Source organism: Thiorhodospira sibirica ATCC 700588, assembly GCF_000227725.2.
GTDB classification, from domain to species: Bacteria; Pseudomonadota; Gammaproteobacteria; order Ectothiorhodospirales; family Ectothiorhodospiraceae; genus Thiorhodospira; species Thiorhodospira sibirica.
In genome coordinates, this window is record NZ_MU255056.1 from 2761793 (window position 1) to 2783727 (window position 21935).

A 21935-nucleotide genomic window follows, 5' to 3' on the forward strand; every position below is an offset into this window, starting at 1 on the left:
CTACAGGCAATCTGCCAGCGCGGCTAAAAAGGCGCGGTTTTCATCCGGTGTCCCGATGGTGACGCGCAGGCAATCGTGCAGCAAACCGCCCGCTGGGGCGAGATTTTTAATTAAAATCCGCCGTTCGCGCAGGGCATTGAAGATTGAGGTGGCCTGCCCGCTGGGCGTGCGCAACAGGATAAAGTTGGCCTCACTGGGAAAGGGTGTGATACCCGGCATCGCAGACAAGGCTGCAAAGACCTGCTCGCGGTCGCGGCAAATGGCCTGTGCCTGGGCGGCAAAAACGTCCTCATGCTCCAAAGCAAAGCTGACGCTGATCTGGGTCAGGACATTGATATTATACGGCAGGCGCACCTTGTCAAATTCACTGATCCAGGCCGGATCGCCACACAGATAGCCCAAACGCAGCCCTGCCAGCCCTTGCTTGGACACCGTGCGCATCACCAAAAGCTGCGGATGCGCGGGCAAATCAGCCATGAAGCTGTCGCGGGCAAAGGGGGCATAAGCCTCATCCAGCACCACCAGCCCCGGCGCAACCTCCAGCAAGCGCTCAATATCGGCACGCGCAAAACAGTTACCCGTCGGATTATTCGGATAGGCAATAAACATCACCGCCGGCTGATGATGCTCAATGGCGGCCAGCATCGCCGGCATATCCAGCGAGAAATCCTCGCGCAGCGGCACCCCCACATACTCAAGCCCGGTAAACCCGGCAATCATCCGATACATCACAAAGCCTGGCTCCGGTGCCAGCACACACTGCCCCGGCTGGGCCAGCGCCAGCAGCAGGATCTGGATCAATTCATCCGAGCCATTGCCCAGCATGATCGACTGCCCCTGGGGCACCTGAGCATGACGGCGCACCCGCTCAAGCAACGCACTGGCCCGAGGATCTGGATAACGATTGACGCTCACCTCACGCAGGCGCGCCAGCCACTGCTCGGTCAACGGTTCTGGCCAGTGATAGGGATTTTCCATCGCATCCAGTTTGATCATGCCGGTACTGTCAGGCACCGGATAGGCGCTGATCGTGCGCACCAGCGGCTTGATCCAGCGCGTCAGCGCGTTCTCCAGCGCGTTCTCCAGCGCGGTCTTAGGCGTCGTCACGGGCATCGTCCTGCATCAAGCGATATTCCGCCGAACGGGCGTGGGCAATCAGACCCTCGCCGCGTGCCAGAATGGCCGCCGTGCGCCCCAGAGTATCCGCGCCCTGGGCGCTGGCATGTACCAGGGTGGTACGCTTTTGAAAATCATAAACCCCCAGCGGCGAGGAAAAACGCGCCGTGCGCGAGGTCGGCAACACATGATTAGGCCCGGCGCAATAATCGCCCAGCGCCTCACAGGTATAACGCCCCATGAAAATCGCCCCGGCATGACGGATGCGTGGCGCCAGCGCCTGCGGATTATCCACCGATAACTCCAGATGCTCCGGCGCAATATAATTGGCTAACTCCACCGCCTCATCCATATCCTGCACATGAATCAAGGCCCCGCGCAAAGACAGCGAGGCGCGGATAATCTCAGCGCGTGGAATATCCTCAAGCAGGGTATCCATCGCCGCCGCCACCGCATCCAAAAAAGCCTCATCGGGAGACACTAAAATCGCCTGCGCATCCTCATCATGTTCCGCCTGCGAAAACAGATCAGCGGCAATCCATGCCGGATCAGTTTGGCCATCACAGATCACCAAAATCTCCGACGGCCCGGCCACCATATCAATGCCCACCGTGCCAAACACCATCCGCTTGGCCGTGGCGACATAGATATTGCCCGGCCCAACGATTTTATCCACCTGCGGAATGGTCTGCGTGCCATAGGCCAGCGCCGCAATCGCCTGCGCCCCGCCAATGGCAAACACCCGATCCACATCCGCCACATCCGCTGCCGCCATCACCATATCGTTAATCTCGCCATCGGGCGTTGGCACCACCATAATCAGCTCCGGCACCCCCGCCACCTTGGCAGGAATCGCATTCATCAACACCGACGACGGATAAGCCGCCTTGCCACCGGGCACATACATCCCCACCCGATCCAGCGGCGCCACCTGCTGCCCCAGCAAAGTGCCATCCGCCTCGGTATAGGACCAGGACGCCAGCCGCTGCTTTTCTGCATAAACGCGAATCCGCTCAGCCGCCAGCTCAATGGCCTCAAGCTGCGCCGCCGGAATATTACGCCGCGCCTCCGACAGGCGCTCATGGGAAATCTCCAGCTCCGCCAGCGAACTAGTCGACATACGATCAAAGCGATTGGTGTATTCCACCACCGCCTGATCCCCCTCACGCCGGACGGTTTTCAGAATATCCTTGACGGTATTAAACACGCCCTCATCAGAGACCGAATCCCAGGCAAGCAGGGTATCTAAGCGTTGGCGAAAATCAGACTGGCGGGAACTTAAGCGGACGATATCAGGCATGATCTCGATCAATCGAATGGTTGCAAGAAGAGCCTCAAGTTTAGCGGTGCAAGCCAAGTCACCGCAAGAGCGCAGCGCCAAAGCGACTCTGTATGGGCGCGGCACGCAGTGGCGGCGGCTTCTAGCCGTCGCTTTCTTTTTGCGGCATCAAGATGATGCCGCCCCTTTAGGGGGGGGGGTTATAAAAGCAAACACCTTAAAACATAACCCCCTCCCCGCCTGTGGCGGGAGTTCCCCTTAACAGGGGGAGAGTTTTTTAACGGCCACGGAGCTGGAGCTCGGCGCTCCCAGTGGCGGCATCTTCCAGATGCCGTTGCAAAGCGACGGGTGGAAGCCGCCGCTACTTCGGGCCAGGCGGGTGCTCGGCACGCCCAAGCCGCAGGAGAAACTTTCACAGTCTTTGCACAATCTATGCAAAACACTTGCAATGTTAGCGAGTAGACTAGGTTCCAACGGTGAGGAAAATAGGCTCCGAGCCGCTTCGTTCGTTGAATCATTTTTAGGAGAACACCATGAGAAAACATGCACTCGTACTTGCTCTGGGGTTGCTGGCAGGCACCGCTACGGTTCACGCGCAGGGCTTCGAATACGGGCCGTATGGTCCGGGAGCCGGGCCGGGGGCCTGGCAGCAGCCGCAAGGCCATTATTGCCATCCCGGCATGATGCAGCCTCGTCATGGCCAAGGGCAGATGCAAAAAGGCCAGCGCATGATGCAGGCCGATCCACAACAGCGGATTGAGCAACGGCTGCAACGCATGACACAGCGCTTAGAGCTTGATGCCGATCAGCAAGAACAGATGCGCAGCTTGCTCAAAGAGCAGCAGGAACAGCGCGACGCACAGCGCGCCGAACGCATGAAACAGCGCGAGGCGATGCAGGCACGCATGGATGAGATTCTCAGTCCGGAGCAGCGGATGATGCAGCGCCAAGGCGGTGCTAACCCGGCTTTTCGTGGCCCTTGGCAAGGGATGTCGCCGCAACAGGGAATGCCACAGCAGGGCATGGGACGTGGTCAAGGCTATAATAACCCCTATGCCCAGCAGCCCTGGCACCCCGCACCTTACGGACAGCAGGGATTTGGCCCCGGCCCCGGTTATGGCTATGGCCGCTTTTAAGCACGCCACGCGCATTCGATAAATATACTTGACTTATACACTAAGGCTTTGCTAGATTCGGGTCAAATGGCGTCGCTAAATCACGGCGCTGTTTGACCCGAGTTTTTTTGATACACGGCTGAAATACACACATGTCATGCGCAAACGCTCACCATAGTGCTGTTTGGGTGACGCCGCCATCGACAGGCTGCGTCGCTACGGTGTTGCCGGTTGCCTTGTTATCTTCCCTCCTGGTTTTGCTGCGACTGCCGCGGCTGTGCGGCGACTTCTCCTGATCATGCCTGGCGAGGCTTAACGCATTCCCCAAAACACGCCTGTCCTGATGGTGGCAGGAATCGTATAAGATAGCCCCACTTTTAACCGCAGCAGGTGCCGCCGTGCGCCTGTTTTATGAGGTCGCAGCCATGTCCAAAGATAAATTGATCATTTTTGATACCACCTTGCGCGATGGTGAACAAAGCCCCGGCGCCTCCATGACTCGTGATGAAAAGGTGCGCATTGCCAAGGCCCTGGAAAAGATGCGGGTCGATGTGATCGAGGCCGGTTTCCCGATTGCCAGTGTCGGTGATTTTGAGGCGGTCAACGCCGTGGCCAAGGTGATTAAAGACAGCACCGTGTGCGGCTTGGCACGGGCCAAGGAGGCCGATATTGACCGCGCCGGTGAGGCTTTAAAACCCGCCGAATCCAAACGCATTCACACCTTTTTGGCCACCTCGCCCATTCACATGCAGCATAAGTTGCACATGACCCCGGATCAGGTCGTGGAGCAGGCGGTGCATGCGGTCAAGCGGGCACGCCAATGGACGGATAATGTCGAATTTTCACCCGAGGATGCCGGGCGCTCTGAATTGGATTTTTTGTGCCGCGTGATTGAGGCGGTGATTGACGCCGGGGCCACGACGATCAATATTCCCGATACCGTGGGGTATAACATCCCGCAACAATTCGGCGAATTGTTGAAAAACTTGATCGAACGGGTTCCCAATGCCGACAAGGCGGTATTTTCCGTGCATTGCCATAATGACCTGGGGCTGGCCGTGGCCAATTCCTTGAGCGCCGTGCTCAATGGTGCCCGGCAGGTGGAATGCACCATCAATGGCTTGGGGGAACGGGCTGGCAATGCCGCGCTGGAAGAAATTGTCATGGCGGTGCGCACCCGCCAGGATATTTTTGCGTGCGATACCACCCTGGATACCACGCAAATTCTCCCCTGCTCACGGCTGGTATCCGGGATTACCGGCTTTCCGGTGCAGCCGAATAAGGCCGTGGTGGGTGCCAATGCCTTTGCCCATGAGTCCGGGATTCATCAGGATGGCGTACTAAAATCACGCGAAACGTATGAAATCATGCGCGCCCAGGATGTGGGCTGGACCGATAACCGCATCGTCTTGGGCAAACTCTCCGGGCGCAATGCCTTCAAGACCCGCTTGAAAGATTTGGGCATTGAAATAGCCTCTGAGGAAGAATTAAACGAGGCCTTTGCCCGCTTCAAGGATTTAGCCGATAAAAAACACGAGATCTACGACGAGGATTTGCAGGCGGTGGTCAAAGATGCCTTCAGCACCATGGAACACGAAAGCTTAAAATTGATTGCGCTGAAAGTCTGCTCAGAAACCGGCGAAACCCCGGTGGCAACCGTAACCCTCAATGTGCGCGGTGAGGAATACACCGGCAGCGCCCCCGGCAGTGGCCCGGTAGATGCCTCCTTTCGGGCGATAGACAGCGTGGTCGGCAATCATACCCAGTTGATGTTGTATTCGGTCAACAACATCACCAGCGGCACCGACTCACAAGGCGAGGTCAGCGTGCGCCTGGAAAAAGCCGGGCGCATCGTCAACGGCCAGGGCGCGGATACCGATATCGTCATCGCCTCTGCCAAGGCCTATCTCAATGCGCTTAACCGCTTTGAACTCCCCGCCAACCCCCGCGCTCATCCACAACTGGGCGATGTGTAAACCGGCATAACCCCGCCCCGGCAAGCCATCGCGCTTGCCGCCTCTGGTGAGTTTGCGGCCTTGTCAATGCCTGGATCAGGTTTTGTGTGCGCGCGCCGTCAGCCAGTTTTTCAATGCCAGCAAAAGCCCCAGGGCAATGAATGCCCCTGGGGGCAGCAGCGCCAGTAAAAAGCCGGGGTAGTCGGGGAAGATGATCAGGCTCAGGGCCTTAGCCTTTTCGCCAAACAGCAGATGCGCCTGGGTTAACAGGGTGCCTTGTCCGATCAGTTCACGCACGGCGCCCAAGGCGATGAGTGCCAGGGTAAAGCCCAGACCCATGGCCAGCGCATCCAGCAGCGCCCGTGGTAGGGGCTGGCGCGAGGCAAAGGCCTCGGCGCGCCCGATAATCAGGCAATTGGTGACAATCAGCGGGATGAAAATCCCCAGCAGGGTGTGCAGTTCATAGAAATACGCCTGCATCAGATGTTCAATCGTGCTCACCACCGAGGCAATGATCAATACATACAGCGGGATGCGGATCTCCGGGCGTATCCAGTGGCGCAACAGCGACACGCTGGCATTGGAGATCAGCAGGGTCAACATTGTCGCCAGACCCAACCCGAGGGCGTTGATCACCGTTCCTGACACCGCCAGCAATGGACACAATCCCAGCAATTGCACCAGCGCCGGGTTATTCGTCCACACCCCTTGATACACAATACTGCGATAACTCGGCGGCGCTATCATGATGGCTCGGTGGGCTCATGCCACAGTTGCGGATGTAGGGCCACATAGCGCAGCACATCACGCACCGCATGAACCACAGCGCGGGCCGTAATCGTTGCGCCGGTGAATTGGTCAAACACCCCACCATCGCGCCGGACGGCCCATTGGGTCAGCGCCGGATCAGTCAGCGAGCGTCCATTAAAACCCAGAATCCAATCGCTGCGGCGTAGCTCAATATCATCACCCAGTCCAGGGGTTTCCTGATGCGCCACCACCCGTACCCCCACAACCGCACCGTCTTGTGCAATGGCAATCAGCAGATCAATCGGTCCGGCATAGCCTTTAGGCGCCCGGGCGGCAAAAATCAGCGCAGTGGTCCGCCCCTGCTGGCGCACCGGGTACACCCACACCGGCTGGCTGTGACCTAAGCACGGATCGGGCGCAACGGTAAAAGCCTGCGCGAGGATGTCGTTATCATAAACCCGGTTAGCCAGCAAAGCCTCCAGACTCAGGCGCATCGCCTCCGCCGTATTGGCCTGGATGCGCGGCGCCGTGGCCCAATGGGTCAGCGCCACCAGCCCCGTACCCACGCTGGCAAACACCGCAAGCACCATGGCCGCAAGCAGGCTACTACGCACAACGGCGAAGGTCCTTAGGCATCATCGCGGATCAACTTCAGGCCCACGCGGGTCACTTGATCCCCCTCCATTTCGCGTACCACCAGCTCCACACCGCCGATCTGCAGTCGATCGCCGACGACCGGCTGGGTTTGCAGATGCGCGTGAATCACCTCATTGAGGGTCTGATCCGCCTGTTCTGGCGGCATATTCAGGCCATACACCAAGGACAGCTCGCCGAGCGTCGCCTTGCCATTGAGCGCAAACTCGCCGAAAAAGCGCTGCTCCGAGAGCCGCTTGGGTGCCAGACTCTGGGTAAACAGACTATCCAGCACCGCAAAATCCTGGGGTACAGCCATCAGATATAAATAATCGTTTGGCCGCAGATCAAAGAAATCCAACGTATCCAGCAGCCGTTTATCACGCAGATGGGCCACCACCCGCACCGTCTTTGGCAGGGTGAAATTGCTCCACTTTTTGCGCACCACCGGGGTATTTTCGGTCAGGCGATAGCCTACCAACACCAGCTCCTGCTGACCGGGAATATCCAGCGCCACCCGCTGCACCTCCTTGCTGGTCGGCGGCACCTCCAGTTTCAGCAGGCGCGCCGACAAAGACACCGTCCAGCCCTGAATCAACAACGACAGCAACACCACGAAAAACACGATATTGAAAAAGCTCGCCGCGACATCCAGCCCGGCCAGCAGCGGAAACAGCGCCAGAATAATGGGCACGGCCCCGCGCAAGCCCACCCAGCCAATAAACACCTGCTCACGCCAGGGAAAATGAAAGGGCAACAAACACAGCCACACGGCCAGCGGCCGCGCCAGCAAAATCAGCACCAAGCCGATCAGCAAAGCATCCAAGGCCACCGGTAACAGCGCCGAAGGCGTCACCAACAGTCCCAACATCAAAAACATGCCGATTTGTGACAGATTCGCAATGCCATCATGAAAGCGGCTGATATGGTGACTAAACTGCAGCGGACGATTGCCCAGAATCAAGCCCACCAGATAAATCGCAAGAAAACCACTGCCATTGACAACAGACACCAGACCAAAGATTGACAAGGCCCCAGCCAGCGCCAGCAAAGGATACAAACCCGCTGACAGCTCCAGACGGTTAATCAGCCACAACAGCGCAAAACCCCCGGCAATGCCAAGCAAGGCCCCCAGCCCCATTTGCTGGACAAACTGCCACAACACCATCAGGCCCATATGCTCAGCGCCACTGAGCAAAAGCTCAATTAACAGAATCGTTAAAAAAATCGCCATTGGGTCATTACTGCCCGACTCAATCTCCAGCGTTGCGCCCACCCGCTGCTTAAGCTCCAGACCGCGAGAATGCAGCAAAGAAAATACCGCCGCCGCATCGGTTGAACCCACAATGGCGCCGAGTAACAAGCCCTCCAGGATGCCCAGTTGCAGCCACCACGCCACAAATGCACCGGTTATCGCCGAGGTAATCACCACCCCCACGGTCGCCAGCACCAGCGCCGGTTTCAAACCCACCCGGAAGTTTTTTACCGGTGTGCGCATCCCGCCATCAAACAAAATAATTGCCAAGGCCAGTGAGGCAAATAAATGCGCAATCTGCACATTATCAAAATCAATCCCCCCAAGCCCCTCCTCGCCCAGCAACATGCCGATGATTAAAAAAACCAGCAATAAAGGCGCACCGACGCGGGCCGTGATGACATTGGCCAGCACACTGACCAATAAAATCAGACCACCAAGCAAAATAATATGATTCGTTAAATCCATGCAGGGCTATTGATGAGGTAAAAGTCGGAAGACAACGGATGGCGCGTATTGTCACACCACGCAACCGTCATAAAACGCCAGTATACAAAAAACTGTGCTGTTCAGCGCACAAACCCTTTGAGTTTTGCGACTTAACGAAACAATGGCGATAACCTTGCAGGACTTACCGCTCATCAATGGCTGAGATAATCGACACCATCCGTCCTTGTCTCGCCATGTTCACGCCGTCAGCACCCGCGCGGGCGAACCCGTCTTACCTGGCTCTTGCGTGCGTTTAACGTCCGGCCTGAGCGCGTCCAGACGATCCAGACCATTGCGGTCTAAATCTTCGCCCGCTTACGGTGTTTCTTTGAACGGCTGCCATAAAGACGCACGCTTTCTAACCCTCTAACGATTTAAAACACGTCGCGGCGGCTTTGCTGAAGGTTGAAGATGCGTAGATAAGTGTCGGCTACATAGGATGCCATGAAGCGGCGGCAAATTTTGGCGCTGTCTTCTTCTATGGGTAAGGCATCCAGCGCGCGTTCCATGCCTTGCGTGAGCGCTTGTACGTCATTGGGGGGAACCAGGGTGCCGTATTTCCCCTGTTGCAGAATATCGCCTGCATCGCCGGGGGCATCGGTAGCAACGACCTTGACGCCCAGGTATAAAGCCTCGGCGAGGGTCTGCGGAAAGCCTTCCCATCGTGCGGATGTGACAAATAAATCGGCCCGCGCCATCAGTGGGTAGGGATTAAACACATGCCCATGAAATTCCACAAAGGCACCGATGGCCAACGCTTTGACCAAGGTTTCCAGGGCGGCACGGTCTGGCCCATCGCCTAAAATCAGCAGACGCGCCGGGCGCTGCTTGAGTAAATGGGTAAAGGCGTGCAGCAGGGTTCGATAATCTTTATGCCGGGTTAGGCGCCCAACACTGATGATCAGTGGGATGCCGGGCTGTGACAACCATGGATGTTCAACCACTTGGGCGGCCTTTTTTTCCATCATGGGCGCGGCGCAGGCGGGGTATACGGTGATGATGCGCGTCCCCCCAAGGCCGGTGATCTCGGCCAGTTCCTGCCGGATGCTGTCGGAAAAGGCGATGATATGTTGTGCACTGGGGTAGCTGCGCTGTATCTCGCGCAGTCGCTGGCGTAAGCTGTCGGGGTCATGTTGCAAGGCCTGGGTATGCAGCGTTGCAGCGGTCAAAACACAGCGGGTATGCACGAAGGGGCGCTTGCTGACACGCGCCGCCAGAAGACTTGCAGGGTGTGAGGTGGCGAGCAGTACATACGGCTTGCGCGTGACCAGATAGCGCCATAAGGCCGTGCGCGTGGCAAAACCGCCATCCCCTTCCAGCTCAACCCAGCGCACGAGGTAGGCGATTTCATCCGGATAGCATAGTGTGCCGTCGGCGAAATTGACCATTTCAACCCGCAAGCCCCGGCTAACCCATTCCCGCACCAGATTTGCCAGATGGCGACATAAGCCGCCCTCACCACGAAAATGCCCCAACACGCTGATATCCGGCGCCCGGCGAAAGCGGGGGTCGTCGTCATCAATCGCGGGGAAAAGATCGGGTGAGTTGTCGCTTGCGTGATTGCGGGGTGTTTTATGCTGGTTTGGGTCTTGGCTCACTCAATAACCTATACTTTGACGGCTCGGGATGGGGTGCGCTATTTTTTCTTAATGCGCGCGGTTTTTCCAGTCTTAACCGACATTTTCCACTCGCCGGGGTTTGTAACTGCTGGCTAAAATCTATCATTTTCTATAAAAACCTTGTCTTTTTGCGCCCGGTTGCGCTGTGCTTTGTTATGTAGTAGGCTGTCCTTGTGCGCTTTTGCACCGTCCAGACAGGCTACGGCTGGACGTTAATCCGTACGCAAGAGTTATGTAAGACCCGGTTTTTCCTGGCAATAGCAGTGACGGCGTATACAAATCCGTGAAATAAATTTTCATAGATTTTTAGTAGCGGCACAGTGAATGGATACTGCACTATGGGTAACATGGAGCGGCGGTGTGTTGCCGGGCGAGTGCCCGGCATTCCATGATGCCTATGGTGGCAAAAATTTCACCTTTCGTAGCAAAGCGCCATCATTGCTCCGCACTGGGCGCGGCGCTGGAGAGCAGACGGAATATCTCGGCATGGCGGGAATATCTGGCAAGGTCTCGCGGGGTATATCCCTGTTCATTGTGGGCATGTACATCGGCCTGGTGGTCAAGCAAACGCTGCACCAGCTCGATATGGCCTTCTTCTGCGGCGCTGTGCAACGGGGTGTTGCCGTCAGCGTCGCGTACATTGACCTGTGCGCCGTAGCTCAGTAGCTGTTCTACCAACGCTGCCTGGTTTGCAGCGACGGCATAGTGTAAGGGGCTGCGTTGGCGAAAACCCGCTGTTTGCTCAATGTCTGCACCCAGTTCATGCAATAGTGCCAGACGCGGCGCATTCCCATTGTCAATCGCCTCATGCCAGAGGGTCTCGTCAAATCGGCTGATGCGGTTGATGTCCGCTCCCAGTTGATGCAGGTGACGCAGCAGCGCATCATCATCTACCCTAAAGAGCAGCGCATCGCCGGAGTTTATATACTCGGCATTCAAATCAACGCCGGCGGCGACCAACTGGCTTAGTGCCTCAAGATCGCTTTGGTACATCGCACCACGCACGAGATCATCCAGCGGTGTGGGATCAGCCCCCAGCGCCAGCAGGCGTTGCACCGTCTGCGCATGGCCATGCAAGGCGGCCTGGGCAAGCGGTGTGTCTTCCCGCCGGCCTTCGTTGGGATCAGCCCCGGCGGCGATCAGCGCCTCAATGCTCGCGGTTTGGCCGACGCGGGCTGCCGCCTGGAATACCGACCAGGCAAAGCGCTCGCTATCCTCGGCCAACACTGCCACGCCACGCCGCAGCAGACGCTCAAGCTGTTTGACATCCCCTTGCAGTGCTGCGATGCGTACCGGTGGCCAGTCGATGTGTTGTGGATCCACTGCCGCACCGCGTGCAATCAAGGCCTCGGCCATGCCCAAAGGCATTTCCTGATCCTCCTGACCCAATAAGCCCGTCAGCGCCGTTTGCCCCTGTGCATCGCGGCTATTGATATCCACGCCCTGAGCCAGCAGGTAATCCACGGCCTCAAAAAGCCCACGGCTGACCGCATCGTGCAGCATCAATGGGCCATATTGCGCCAGTTCCGGCTTTGCCCCCCGGGCGATCAGCCATTCTGTCAGGGCCTGCTGGCCTTCATTGATGGCCAGATGCAGCGGTTGCAGCCCGCCCTGCTCGGGTAAATCCAGGCGTGCCCCGTGCGCCAACAGCTCCGCCAGCAGTGTTTCATCGCCCAGCAAAACCGCAAAATGCAGTGGGGAGAATGACTGTTCGTCATCCAGCACATTCACTTCAGCGCCGTGCGCCAAGAGCTGTGATATGGCTTCGCGCAACGCCTGTTGACGGGCCAGCATCCCTTCGTCGATGTCCCAGCCGCGCATCACTAATTCCTGGTGTTGCTGATGAAAGTCGCGCATCAGCTTGCTGAGTTGCAGCAGCGGCGTCTCGCCATGAACATTGGTGGCGTTGATGTTCACGCCCTGTTTAAGCAGATAGCTGAGCGCATCCTGATATGCCAGATCATAGGCCACCCCTTGCAAGGCATAATGCAAAACACCATCACCCTGTTGATCGAGACTGTGCGCATTGGCCAACAGGCTTTGATCAGCCCCCTGGGCGATTAAAAGCGCCACTATCTCAGGATCATAATAGGCGACGGCCAGATGCAGGGCGCTGACCTGGTGGGCATTGAGTGCATTGACCGGCGCTCCTGCCTCAAGTAATCGCTGTACCGCTGCAAGATGGTTACCCCCTGCGGCCAGATGCAGCGCCGTATGACCATCCTCATCCTGGGCATCCACCGCCACCCCGCGCTCAAGGTGACGGTTTATATCATCAAGATAGCCTACAGCGGCGGCTTGATGCAGTGAGGGATAGACCGTGTCGATATGCGCCAGCAAGACCTCAAGCACAGCCTCATGCCCTCTGGCATGGGCGCGTATGGCCGGAGTATCGCCACGCTGGTCAGCCAACAGCGGATCAGCCCCCAAACTCAGCAGAAACGCGACCACCTCCTGATGGCCACCCTCGGCGGCTAAATACAGAGCGGTTTGCTGATTGCGCGCCACGGGTAGATTGATGTGATCAGCCTGGGCCAGCAGACGCACGGCCTCAAGATGTCCCTGCCGGGCGGCGAGATGCAAGGGCATCTGTCCGTGGCGCTGGGTGGCCTGGGGCTCCGCACCCTTGGCCAGCAGGTGTTTGATAATTTCGGTATATCCTTGCTGTGCGGCCTGATGCAATGGCTGCTCATCGGCCTCATTGGCGACATTCACCGCAGCCCCGGCGGCCAGCAACAGCTCAACGATCTCCGGCTGATCCTGTCTGACCGCATGATGCAATGGCGTATTGCCGCGTGCATCTGCTGTGTTGGGATCAGCACCCTGCGCCAGCAGGGCGGCGACGGTGTGTGTCAGCCCCTGCTCAATGGCCAACTGCAGCAGGGTTCGCTGACTGCGATCAAGCAAGCCGGTATCCAGTCCGGCCTTGACCAGGGCAACACTGATGCGCTCCTGGGTTGCAGTGTCAAACTGGCGCTGCTGCAAGGTGAGATGAAAGGGACTGGGTGCATTGGCCTCAAGCGGATGCGGATCTGCGCCCTGCGCGATTAAACGCAACGCAATCTCGGCATGACCGCGTTCAATGGCGCGGGTTAAGGGGGTGTGCTGACGCTGGTCAGGCTGATTCAGTGCAATGCCGGGGCGCTTTAACAGCATTTCGACCAGGCCCAGTTGCCCCACTTGGCTGGCCAGCAGTAGCGGCGTCTCGTTTCTGGGGCTTTGCGCATTCACATCAGACCCCAGCGCCAGCAAAGCCTCAGCAAAGGCAACGGCGCCGCGCAGGGCGGCAAAATGTAGCGCGGTCCAGCCTGAAGTCAGCTCCTGATTCAGATCAATTTCCGGATGATACAGCCTGCCGAGGATGGCCGCTGCCCCCTGTTCCTCATAAGGATCAATAAGAATCCCCGCCATGACAAACTCAAAGGGATAGTCCCCCCGTCGGGAGGCTAAGGCAGGATCAGCACCCGCATCAAGCAATACCTCAAGCAGCGGAAAGACCGCCGCATTGCGTCGTATGCCAGCCGCCACAAGCAAGGCCGTGCGCTCATCGGGCAAGCGGGCATTGATCGGGGCACCGGCTTCGAGTAAAAGATGGGTAATCTGCGCATCGACCTGCTCAACCGCCAGGATCAACGGCGGCAGACCGCCCTTCGGGCCGCTCCCCACGGCATTGACATCCGCCCCCTGCGCCAATAAATAGGCCACTATGTCGCGGTGCTGTTGTAAAACCGCCTGCTGCAATGGGGTGTACTGATCGGCCTGCCGCACAAAACCTATCGCGGCAGGTGCGCTTGGCGCATTCATATCCACACCGGCCTGTACCAAGGCCCTCACCCCCTCAAGATCCCCGGCAGTCACCAGCGCCAGCAGGCTGGGCGGTTCGGCGTCCTCATCGGCTTCCACCACTACCCCTAATTTAGCCAGCTCCATGCGGGCCGCCTGCTCCAAAATACTGCTGGAACGGCGCGTGGCGTGCGCCAGATACGCCTGATAAATCGCAATCGCCTGATCCGGTTGCCCAAGTCCTTGCAGGGCCCGACCGTAGGCGATGAAGTGATCCACCAGCCCCTCCGGCGCTGCCGCAGGCTCAGGAATCAGCGCCGCATATAGTGCCACCGCCTTATCCCACTGCGCTGTCTGTTGATATAAAGACAGCAGGCGTTGTTTGACAAGGGGCAAGCCTTCACGGGCAAACATCGCAAAGTGCTCATCGAGCAGCGTGGAATCCGGGTAACGCGCAAGATACTGCTCCAAAAGCGCGATAGCCTGTTCCTGGCGCGGCGGGGTATAGCCTTGCAGATACAGATTGCTCAGGCGCCAGTAGCCCATCTGCGCCTGTGGGGTATCCGGGGCTTCTTTAATCAGGCGCAAAAATAACGCCTCGATGGCCTCATGCTCCCAGCGTTCGTGCGCCGCAATCTGCGTACTGAGATCACGCGCCAGTATCTGCTGGGCTCTGAGATCCGCCTTACTCGAAGCAGGCGCAGCCAGTACTGCCTGCATATGCTCGGCCAAGGCTGCCAGCGCGTCACGATATTCATGCAAGGACGAATCGGCGGCCTGTGCCTGCGCCATCAATGCCTCCAGCGCCGCACGATCCGCCGCCAGCAGATCAACATCCAGTGCGTGCAGACTCAGGGCCAACTGCACAAAAGGCGCGGGCAACTGATCCCAGGCACGCAAGGCACGCACCGTCAGCTTGCCCTCGGCCTCAAGCTGCTGTAATGAAGGCGGTGCCTGTGGCATGGAAGGTTCTGCCATCACCACCGTCAATGGATACAACAACACCCCACCAAGCACTGCCCGATACAAAGCCCTCAGCCTCTGAGGTCTGACACTGGCCGCATACTGCATGACTACCCCCTTGATTCATTGATTCAATGCCTTACCATCCTAAGGAAGCTCTGAATAACTCCGCATTTTTGCGATAATTCACTCATCAGTCAATCAATCGGTATTTGCCCCATGGATCAGATGAGCTTTGCTGACCTTACCACCTATCAATTTACTCACGGGCACGAAAAGCCGGCAGCGGCAGGTCGTTTTGCAGACAGCGCATCAGGTAGCGCAAGCCACGTGTGAACCACGAAACCAGGCTGCGGGCAAGCTTGCGAAAGCGCCAGTGGTTCGGATCGTCCTGTGCTTGGTTTTTTTTCGAGCGGGGTCGGAGGGTGGCACGCCTGTTCGCGCCCAATGCGCACACACCCATACATCGCCAAGGCCATGATCAACACCCGGCGTTCCAAACGATCCGCATGGCGCAGGTGCGAATCCCCCAAGCCAAATCCTCGCCCCTTGAAGTCGGAGAACATCGGCTCGATGCCCCAGCGCGTGGCATAGTCCAGTACGCGCGCACGGGTCGGAATCGCATCCATGGCCATGATCCATGGCTGTGGATGCCCCGGGTCATGCACAATTCCCAGGTGGGTCACCACCCCAGAGGCGAACAGGCGCACACCCGGAAAATACGCTTCCCGCACACCCTTGGCCAAATCCCCGGTCGTGGTCTCCGCCACGCCGGTGTCCACCCGCAGATTCCCCTTCAAGCGCAACCGGTAGCCCCATTCGTGCGCATGCAACCACGCGAACAGCGCCGCCGATGGGTAGAACCGATCCGCCAACAGCAGCACCCGCGCCCCAGCCGGCAGCCAAGCCAACACCGTCTCCAGGAGGGCTTGCTGGCCCGCAAAGCCGATGTTCGCCGCGCCTTGCCTGGCCCACCAAACCAACGGCAACGCCCGCTCGCTCACGCGCAAGGCCAACACCCGCAATGCCATCCGATCCCCCAAATCGGTTTGATCCAGACTCAGGCACAGCGTCTGATCGTGACGGGCCGCCTGCGCCAGTTCGGCCATCGCCAGCGGCTTGATCATGTCGGTTGGACACACCAACGGGTTCTTCAGCAAGCGTCTCAACCACTGTTCGCGCATGTCTTGGCGCTCGGTCTCCAGCGGCAACACATTCGCCAACTCCACCGTGTTGGCGGTTTGCCCCTCGATCATCGCTCCGACCACCAGCGACAGCTTCCTCACCACCGTCAGGCGCAGCCCCGGATGCGGCTTTGCGCAGTCCACGTTCCACCTCTTCTGCCAAGCGTTTGATGCTTCCCATGCCCACCCCCATGACCTCAGTTCAGCTAACCCTCAGAGTTTGCCATAAAAGTGATAGGTGGCAAGGTTCTGAGATCGGTGGCTTTTCTTTTGTGCGTTGAGGTCGCTATAATTTAGCACCTGTAGCAGATTATGGGGCGGTAGCTCAGTTGGGAGAGCGCAGCAATCGCACTGCTAAGGTCGTGGGTTCGACCCCCATCCGCTCCACCATGTATGATCCAATGAACCACGGGCGCTGTTTGAGCGTGCCCTTCCGTTAAGCCCCGCCAGCGGTCGATCTGTGCAATGTTATCGTCTGCAAGCCAAGCTCAAGCAGTATTTTCTATCTACAGGTGCGACAAATCTGATCTCAATGTGGTCGGCTATCCGCGAAATTGTGAACGGCTTGCCACTAGATGTAAACCGATGAAAATTGCCAGATACTGGGCGTCAAAATCGACGCAGCTACAGGATACCAAAGGCCACCCCGTGCATCTAAAGCGGTGGGGCTATTCGGATGACAGCATGGCGGATGCGCATACGATGGCGGCGAGCAAGCTGGAAAAAACCTTGGATTTGGTGCGTCTGTATCCGCGTCAGTGGCAGGATCGGCACTATGCCAGTGATTATGCACACGGCATGCGGCGTGAAGAGATCATTGAGGAATTTTGCGACGCACAGGGGCAGCGCAAGGCTGCTGTGACGCGCAATCGTTACGGCGCCTTGGTGCTGAATACAGCGGATCTGCTGATTGCGGATATTGACCGGCGCAGCGTGGGCGTATTCGGTTTTTTCGCCGACTTGTTTCGCGTCAAGGGTACGCCCAGGCCGCGCACGCTAGCGGCGATTGAGGCGTATCAGCAGGACCATCCGGAATATCAGTTGCGCATCTATGAAAGCTTTGCCGGCTACCGGGTGATGGTGGTCAACCAAACGCTGGCCCCCGATGCCCCGCAGACACAAAGGCTCTTTGCCGAACTTGATTGCGATCCTTTGTATATCCGGTTATGTCAGGCACAGCAAAGCTTTCGCGCACGACTCACCCCCAAGCCTTGGCGTTGTCGCTGTCGCACGGCACCCAACACCTATCCACGCGAAACCGTTGCTGCGCAACAGACCTTCAACCAATGGCTCAATGCGTATGAAACTGTCAGTCGACGCCATGCGGTATGCAGGCTCATCCATGGTGCCCAGTATGAGCCTTTACCTGCGTTCAAGCCCTTGCTGGCCCTTCATGATCGGTATGTCTTGCGTGAAGGCTTACCATTGGCGTGATGCTAAGCTTTTGGCGGGTTGATGTGCGAGCAGATAGGTACGCAGGCGTCTGAGCGTTTCGGGGTGTTCGCAGTGGCGCGTGAGGAGTAATGTTGTGCCTAGGCTGAGGCGTGGGGCTTGATGTTTTCGCAGGCGCAGGATGATGAAGGTGGGCAAGACGAGATTTTCCTGTTGCAGTTGTGCGGTCCATGCCGTGCCGCGCAGGGTTTCGCCATACCAGCTTCCGTCGGCATTACAGCGCAGATATGTCAGGCTTTTACTGCTGCAGCGCAAGGCATGCAGACGTATCGTGTACAGCCCGTTGAGGATGATAAGCAGCGCCAGTCCGCTCAATATCCATCCCGGCAGAGCGGTATAGACCAAGGCCAGCAGGGCGACGGCGTGCGGCAATGCCAGCCCTCCGGCCAAGACCCAGGAAGGCTTGGGTCTTAACTCGATCACCGCGACCTGGGCGCCCCTGTTCACCGGAAAACCCTCAGCCGGGTGGCCAGCTGTGTTTGCGTCCTGCCAGCAGGTGCAGGTGAATGTGATAAACCGATTGGCCGCCATCCAGGTTGCAGTTGATCACACACCGATAACCGCGCTCAGCAAAGCCAGCCTGGGCGGCGATGTGCTGTGCGGCAAGATACATTTGCCCCAGCAGCGGCGCATCGGCCTCGGTGAGGTCATTGAGGGTGGCAATATGCTTGCGCGGGATAATCAAGGCGTGTAGCGGGGCTTGCGGATTCAGATCATGAAAGGCCAGCAGTTCCGGCGTTTCGTAAATAATCTTGGCGGGAATGTCGCCGGTGATAATTTTACAAAAGATACATTCTGTCATAAAAAATACTCGCGTCGTCCTTCAAAAGCATGCAGTAAAGTCCCCTGATCGACGTATTCCAGCTCGCCACCCAGAGGGACGCCGTGGGCAATGCGGGTGGTTTTGATGGCCCGCACACGGGCCAGTTCACCGATATAGTGGGCGGTGACCTCGCCTTCTACCGTGGTATTGGTGGCCAAAATCAACTCGCGAATGGCGCCGCTGTTGAGGCGCTGTTCAAGCTGATCCAGCCCCAACTCAGCCGGGCCGATGCCATCCAGCGGCGATAAGCGACCTAGCAGGACATGATATTGGCCGCGAAAGTGGGTGGATTTTTCAATCGCCAGGACATCCGCCGGCGTTTCCACCACGCACACGATATCGCGCAGACGGCTTTGATCAGCGCACAGATGGCATACGGGATGTTCGCTCAGGGTACGGCACTGCTGACAGTGGCCGATACGCTCAACTGCCTGCAACAGGTGATGCGCCAACTGCCGCGCCCCTTCACGATCCCGCTGCAACAGGTGCAAGGCCATCCGCTGCGCCGATTTTCGCCCAACACCCGGCAGGCATTGTAATGCCTGCATCAGGCTATCCAGCAAAGGGATGTCCTTCACCGACCGGTGGACCTAAAAGGGCAGTTTCATGCCCGGAGGCAGGGGAATGTTGGCGGTCACGCTGGCCATGCGTTCCTTACCCGTGGCGCTGGCTTTTTGCAGGGCATCGTTGAATGCAGCGGCGACCAAATCTTCCAGCATGTCTTTATCATCCCCTAGCAGACTGGGGTCAATCGTGACCCGGCGGACTTCGTTGCGACAGGTCATCAGCACACTCACCATGCCGCCACCAGCCTGGCCAGTGACCTCAATATTGGCGAGTTCTTCCTGCATCCGTGCCATATCTTCCTGCACTTTCTGCGCCTGTTTCATCAGGCCGCCAATTCCACCTTTAATCATTAGTCGACTACCTTATGTGTTTTATGTTGATGTGAAGGGTTTGGATTGATCCATTGAATCAATCGACGGATCACATGGAGCGGATCCAGAATGACTAGCTTGCAAAGTATAGCCCATTCCGCCCGACAAGCGGCGTCTTCAGTGTGGTTTTGCCAAGGGAGAGGGTGCACGCTGGCCTGAAAAGCGGCTCAGGCATCGGGCTTGGGGTTGAGTGGGCGGATTGAGCCGGGGACAATCTCGGCGTCAAAGGTCTGACATACCGAGTGTGTCAGTGCATCATCATGAATCGCCTGTTCAGCGGCGAGCTGGCGTTCCTGATTGAGCCGTGACAAGCGCTGTGCCGGAGTTTCCAGGGAGTGTGCCTGCGCCTCCAGAATCTCAATGTGCAGCGTGACCTCGCTGCCGAGCACCTGCTGCAGGGCCTGCGTCAAACGCAGCTGCGCATTCTCCGTTCTCATGGCCCCATGTTGTTCGGTGAGTCCCAGTCGCAGGACGTGATTCTCATAAGAAAGCAGCACACAATTATTAGCCAAGGCGGAGGTCATGCCGCGCAGATTCAAATGGGGCAACAACTCTGCCCAATCCAAGGGGCCGGAAGCGGCTGGCCTTGCCACGGGCACGGATTCCAGCGGTGGCGATGCAGCAGGCGGTACGGGCGCATTCAATGGGACTGGCGCAGGAGCGCGGGCGGGCGGCACCGGGGGCGCGGCTGACATGGCGACTGGTGGGGCCAGCGGAGCACTGGGCTGCGATGTCACCGGTGCGCATGGGGTCGGGCTACTCACTGCACCTGCCTCCGGGGCTAGGCGAAAACTCAACATGCGCAGCAAGGCCATCTCCAGACCCAGGCGCGGGTTAGGCACAAAGGGCAAATCACGCCGGGCCAGCACGGCAATCTGATAATACAGCTGGAGATCTTCTGCCGGAATCTGCGCGACTAACGGCAATAATGCCGCTGTATCGGTGCGCAGCTGTTCGGCGGCGTGCGGCAGTTGCTGCAACACCGCCAGCTGGTGCAACAGGCTGATAAACTCCGCCAGCAAGGCATCATAATCCGGGCCTTGGGTGGCCAGCTCATCCAGCGTGCTCAACAAGGTCTGCGCATCGGAATGGATCAAGGCCTGCAACAGGCGCAGCAAATGGGTGCGCGACACCACCCCCAGCATCTGCCGCACCGCCTCTTCCTCCAGGACACCGGCCCCATAGGCAATCGCCTGATCCAGCAAACTCAAGGCATCGCGCATACTGCCATCGGCCTGCTGAGCAATTTGCAGCAGTGCCGCCGGTTCTGCGCGGATTTGCTCGGCTTGCATAATGCGTTCCAGATGGCGGGCAATCAGCTCTGCCGGCATCGGCTTGAGATGAAATTGCAGACAGCGCGATAACACGGTCGGCGGCATTTTTTGCGGATCGGTGGTGGCCAGCAAAAACTTGACGTGCGGGGGAGGTTCCTCAAGGGTCTTGAGCAGGGCATTAAAACTGGATTTGGAAAACATGTGTACCTCGTCGATGAGATACACCTTGAAGCGGCCATGACTGGGGGCATACGGCACATTTTCCAACAGATCGCGGGTATCATCGACCCCGGTGCGCGAGGCCGCATCCACCTCAATCAAATCCAGAAAACGCCCGCTGTCAATCTCCTGACAGGCGCTGCATTGACCGCAGGGGGTGGGCGTAATCCCTCCCTCACAATTCAGACACTTCGCCAGCACCCGCGCCACCGTGGTTTTGCCCACGCCACGCGTTCCGGTAAACAAATAGGCATGGTGCAAGCGCTGCGCCTGCAAGGCATTACTAAGCGCCTGCACCACATGCGGCTGGCCGACCATCTGCTCAAAACTGCGCGGGCGCCACTTACGGGCGAGAACCTGGTGACTCATCGACGGGGTGGCTCACAAAGGCCGTACAGGCGTGTACATAAGACGGGGATATAAAGAGAACAAGCAGGCGGGTGCATTAGATTCATTGATGTGTGCGCCTTGTCTTCATCAAGGACGGCAACCCATGCCAGCCACACCTCGGCGCCCAACATCACCGCTACCGTTGCTCCCTTCCGGGCCTGGCGGGGTTTACGGATCATTGTCGCGAGGGCACCAACACAGGTCACCACAACATTGCGAGGCCGGACTATACCGCAAGCACCACGCCAAGAGCAAGCCGCGCTTGCTGAAACCTTGCCACCTATCACTTTTATGGCAAACTTTGAGGGTTGGCTGAACTGAGGTCATGGGGGTGGGCATGGGAAGCATCAAACGCTTGGCAGAAGAGGTGGAACGTGGACTGCGCAAAGCCGCATCCGGGGCTGCGCCTGACGGTGGTGAGGAAGCTGTCGCTAGCCGTCGGAGCGATGATCGAGGGGCAAACCGCCAACACGGTGGAGTTGAGCCATGTGCTGGTGCTGGAGACCGAGCGCCAAGACATGCGCGAACCGTGGCTGAGACGGTTGCTGAAGAACCCGTTGGTGTGTCCAACCGAGATCATGCAGCCGTTGGCGATGGCCGAACTGGCGCAGGCGGCCCGTCACGATCAGACGGTGTGCCTGAGTCTGGATCAAACCGATTTGGGGGATCGGATGGCGTTGCTGGTGTTGGCCTTGCGC

General features: G+C 58.2%; 16 protein-coding genes, 1 tRNA gene, 1 other RNA gene and 1 pseudogene. 5 read left to right on the top strand and 14 right to left on the bottom strand.

Annotated elements, in window-relative coordinates; translation table 11 throughout:
• Together hisC and hisD are read right to left on the bottom strand one after the other, a co-directional pair.
• Positions 1 to 1107, bottom strand: a complete 1107-nt coding sequence (gene hisC / locus THISIDRAFT_RS12795; RefSeq protein ID WP_006787524.1) for a histidinol-phosphate transaminase — start codon at positions 1105 to 1107, stop codon at positions 1 to 3.
• Complete coding sequence (gene hisD, locus THISIDRAFT_RS12800; RefSeq protein WP_006787525.1) at positions 1094 to 2416, bottom strand: histidinol dehydrogenase; 1323 nt, start codon at positions 2414 to 2416, stop codon at positions 1094 to 1096. Before hisD ends, hisC begins: the two co-directional genes overlap by 14 nt.
• Before the next feature lie 512 nt (positions 2417 to 2928).
• Here hisD and THISIDRAFT_RS12805 point away from each other — a divergent pair.
• Together THISIDRAFT_RS12805 and THISIDRAFT_RS12810 are read left to right on the top strand one after the other, a co-directional pair.
• The gene (locus tag THISIDRAFT_RS12805) at positions 2929 to 3531 is read left to right on the top strand and encodes a hypothetical protein (RefSeq protein ID WP_006787526.1); all 603 of its coding nucleotides are present in this window, start codon (positions 2929 to 2931) and stop codon (positions 3529 to 3531) included.
• Positions 3532 to 3935: 404 nt separating this feature from the next.
• A complete protein-coding gene (locus THISIDRAFT_RS12810; RefSeq protein ID WP_006787528.1) occupies positions 3936 to 5486 on the top strand; it encodes a 2-isopropylmalate synthase in 1551 nt (516 codons plus the stop codon).
• 75 nt (positions 5487 to 5561) lie between these two features.
• On the opposite strand, the gene THISIDRAFT_RS12815 is transcribed toward THISIDRAFT_RS12810, so the two are convergent.
• The 6 genes from THISIDRAFT_RS12815 to THISIDRAFT_RS12840 form a co-directional block, all read right to left on the bottom strand.
• Positions 5562 to 6212 (bottom strand): electron transport complex subunit E, encoded by a 651-nt coding sequence (locus tag THISIDRAFT_RS12815; RefSeq protein ID WP_006787529.1) that lies wholly within the window; start codon positions 6210 to 6212, stop codon positions 5562 to 5564.
• A complete protein-coding gene (gene rsxG / locus THISIDRAFT_RS12820) occupies positions 6209 to 6829 on the bottom strand; it encodes an electron transport complex subunit RsxG (RefSeq protein ID WP_006787530.1) in 621 nt (206 codons plus the stop codon). Before rsxG ends, THISIDRAFT_RS12815 begins: the two co-directional genes overlap by 4 nt.
• Before the next feature lie 14 nt (positions 6830 to 6843).
• A complete protein-coding gene (locus tag THISIDRAFT_RS12825) occupies positions 6844 to 8571 on the bottom strand; it encodes a potassium/proton antiporter (protein WP_006787531.1) in 1728 nt (575 codons plus the stop codon).
• A 395-nt stretch (positions 8572 to 8966) separates the two neighbouring features.
• The gene (locus THISIDRAFT_RS12830; protein ID WP_006787532.1) at positions 8967 to 10190 is read right to left on the bottom strand and encodes a glycosyltransferase; all 1224 of its coding nucleotides are present in this window, start codon (positions 10188 to 10190) and stop codon (positions 8967 to 8969) included.
• A gap of 456 nt (positions 10191 to 10646) precedes the next feature.
• A complete protein-coding gene (locus THISIDRAFT_RS12835) occupies positions 10647 to 15023 on the bottom strand; it encodes an ankyrin repeat domain-containing protein (RefSeq protein ID WP_040852332.1) in 4377 nt (1458 codons plus the stop codon).
• A 197-nt stretch (positions 15024 to 15220) separates the two neighbouring features.
• Positions 15221 to 16285 carry a transposase gene (locus THISIDRAFT_RS12840; protein ID WP_221914020.1) on the bottom strand — a complete coding sequence of 355 codons (1065 nt, stop codon included), beginning with the start codon at positions 16283 to 16285 and terminating at the stop codon, positions 15221 to 15223.
• 170 nt (positions 16286 to 16455) lie between these two features.
• Here THISIDRAFT_RS12840 and THISIDRAFT_RS12845 point away from each other — a divergent pair.
• A tRNA-Ala gene (locus THISIDRAFT_RS12845) sits at positions 16456 to 16531 on the top strand.
• Positions 16532 to 16726: 195 nt separating this feature from the next.
• Complete coding sequence (locus THISIDRAFT_RS12850; RefSeq protein WP_006788721.1) at positions 16727 to 17575, top strand: hypothetical protein; 849 nt, start codon at positions 16727 to 16729, stop codon at positions 17573 to 17575.
• Here THISIDRAFT_RS12850 and THISIDRAFT_RS12855 read toward each other — a convergent pair.
• The 6 genes from THISIDRAFT_RS12855 to ffs form a co-directional block, all read right to left on the bottom strand.
• Positions 17561 to 18040 (bottom strand): hypothetical protein, encoded by a 480-nt coding sequence (locus THISIDRAFT_RS12855; protein ID WP_006788720.1) that lies wholly within the window; start codon positions 18038 to 18040, stop codon positions 17561 to 17563. The two genes, THISIDRAFT_RS12850 and THISIDRAFT_RS12855, sit on opposite strands and share 15 nt — an antisense overlap.
• Before the next feature lie 10 nt (positions 18041 to 18050).
• Complete coding sequence (locus THISIDRAFT_RS12860) at positions 18051 to 18395, bottom strand: histidine triad nucleotide-binding protein (protein WP_006788719.1); 345 nt, start codon at positions 18393 to 18395, stop codon at positions 18051 to 18053.
• On the bottom strand, positions 18392 to 18994 hold the full coding sequence (gene recR, locus THISIDRAFT_RS12865; RefSeq protein ID WP_083824675.1) for a recombination mediator RecR: 603 nt from the start codon (positions 18992 to 18994) through the stop codon (positions 18392 to 18394). Before recR ends, THISIDRAFT_RS12860 begins: the two co-directional genes overlap by 4 nt.
• 12 nt (positions 18995 to 19006) lie before the next feature.
• A complete protein-coding gene (locus THISIDRAFT_RS12870; RefSeq protein WP_006788717.1) occupies positions 19007 to 19333 on the bottom strand; it encodes a YbaB/EbfC family nucleoid-associated protein in 327 nt (108 codons plus the stop codon).
• 188 nt (positions 19334 to 19521) lie between these two features.
• Positions 19522 to 21216: a DNA polymerase III subunit gamma/tau gene (gene dnaX / locus THISIDRAFT_RS12875; protein ID WP_006788716.1), complete on the bottom strand. Its 1695-nt coding sequence runs from the start codon at positions 21214 to 21216 to the stop codon at positions 19522 to 19524.
• Positions 21217 to 21338: 122 nt separating this feature from the next.
• Positions 21339 to 21435, bottom strand: an RNA gene (ffs, locus tag THISIDRAFT_RS12880) — signal recognition particle sRNA small type.
• 176 nt (positions 21436 to 21611) lie between these two features.
• Between ffs and THISIDRAFT_RS12885 the strand changes: the two are divergent.
• Positions 21612 to 21935: pseudogene (locus THISIDRAFT_RS12885) on the top strand (transposase); the annotation flags it as partial.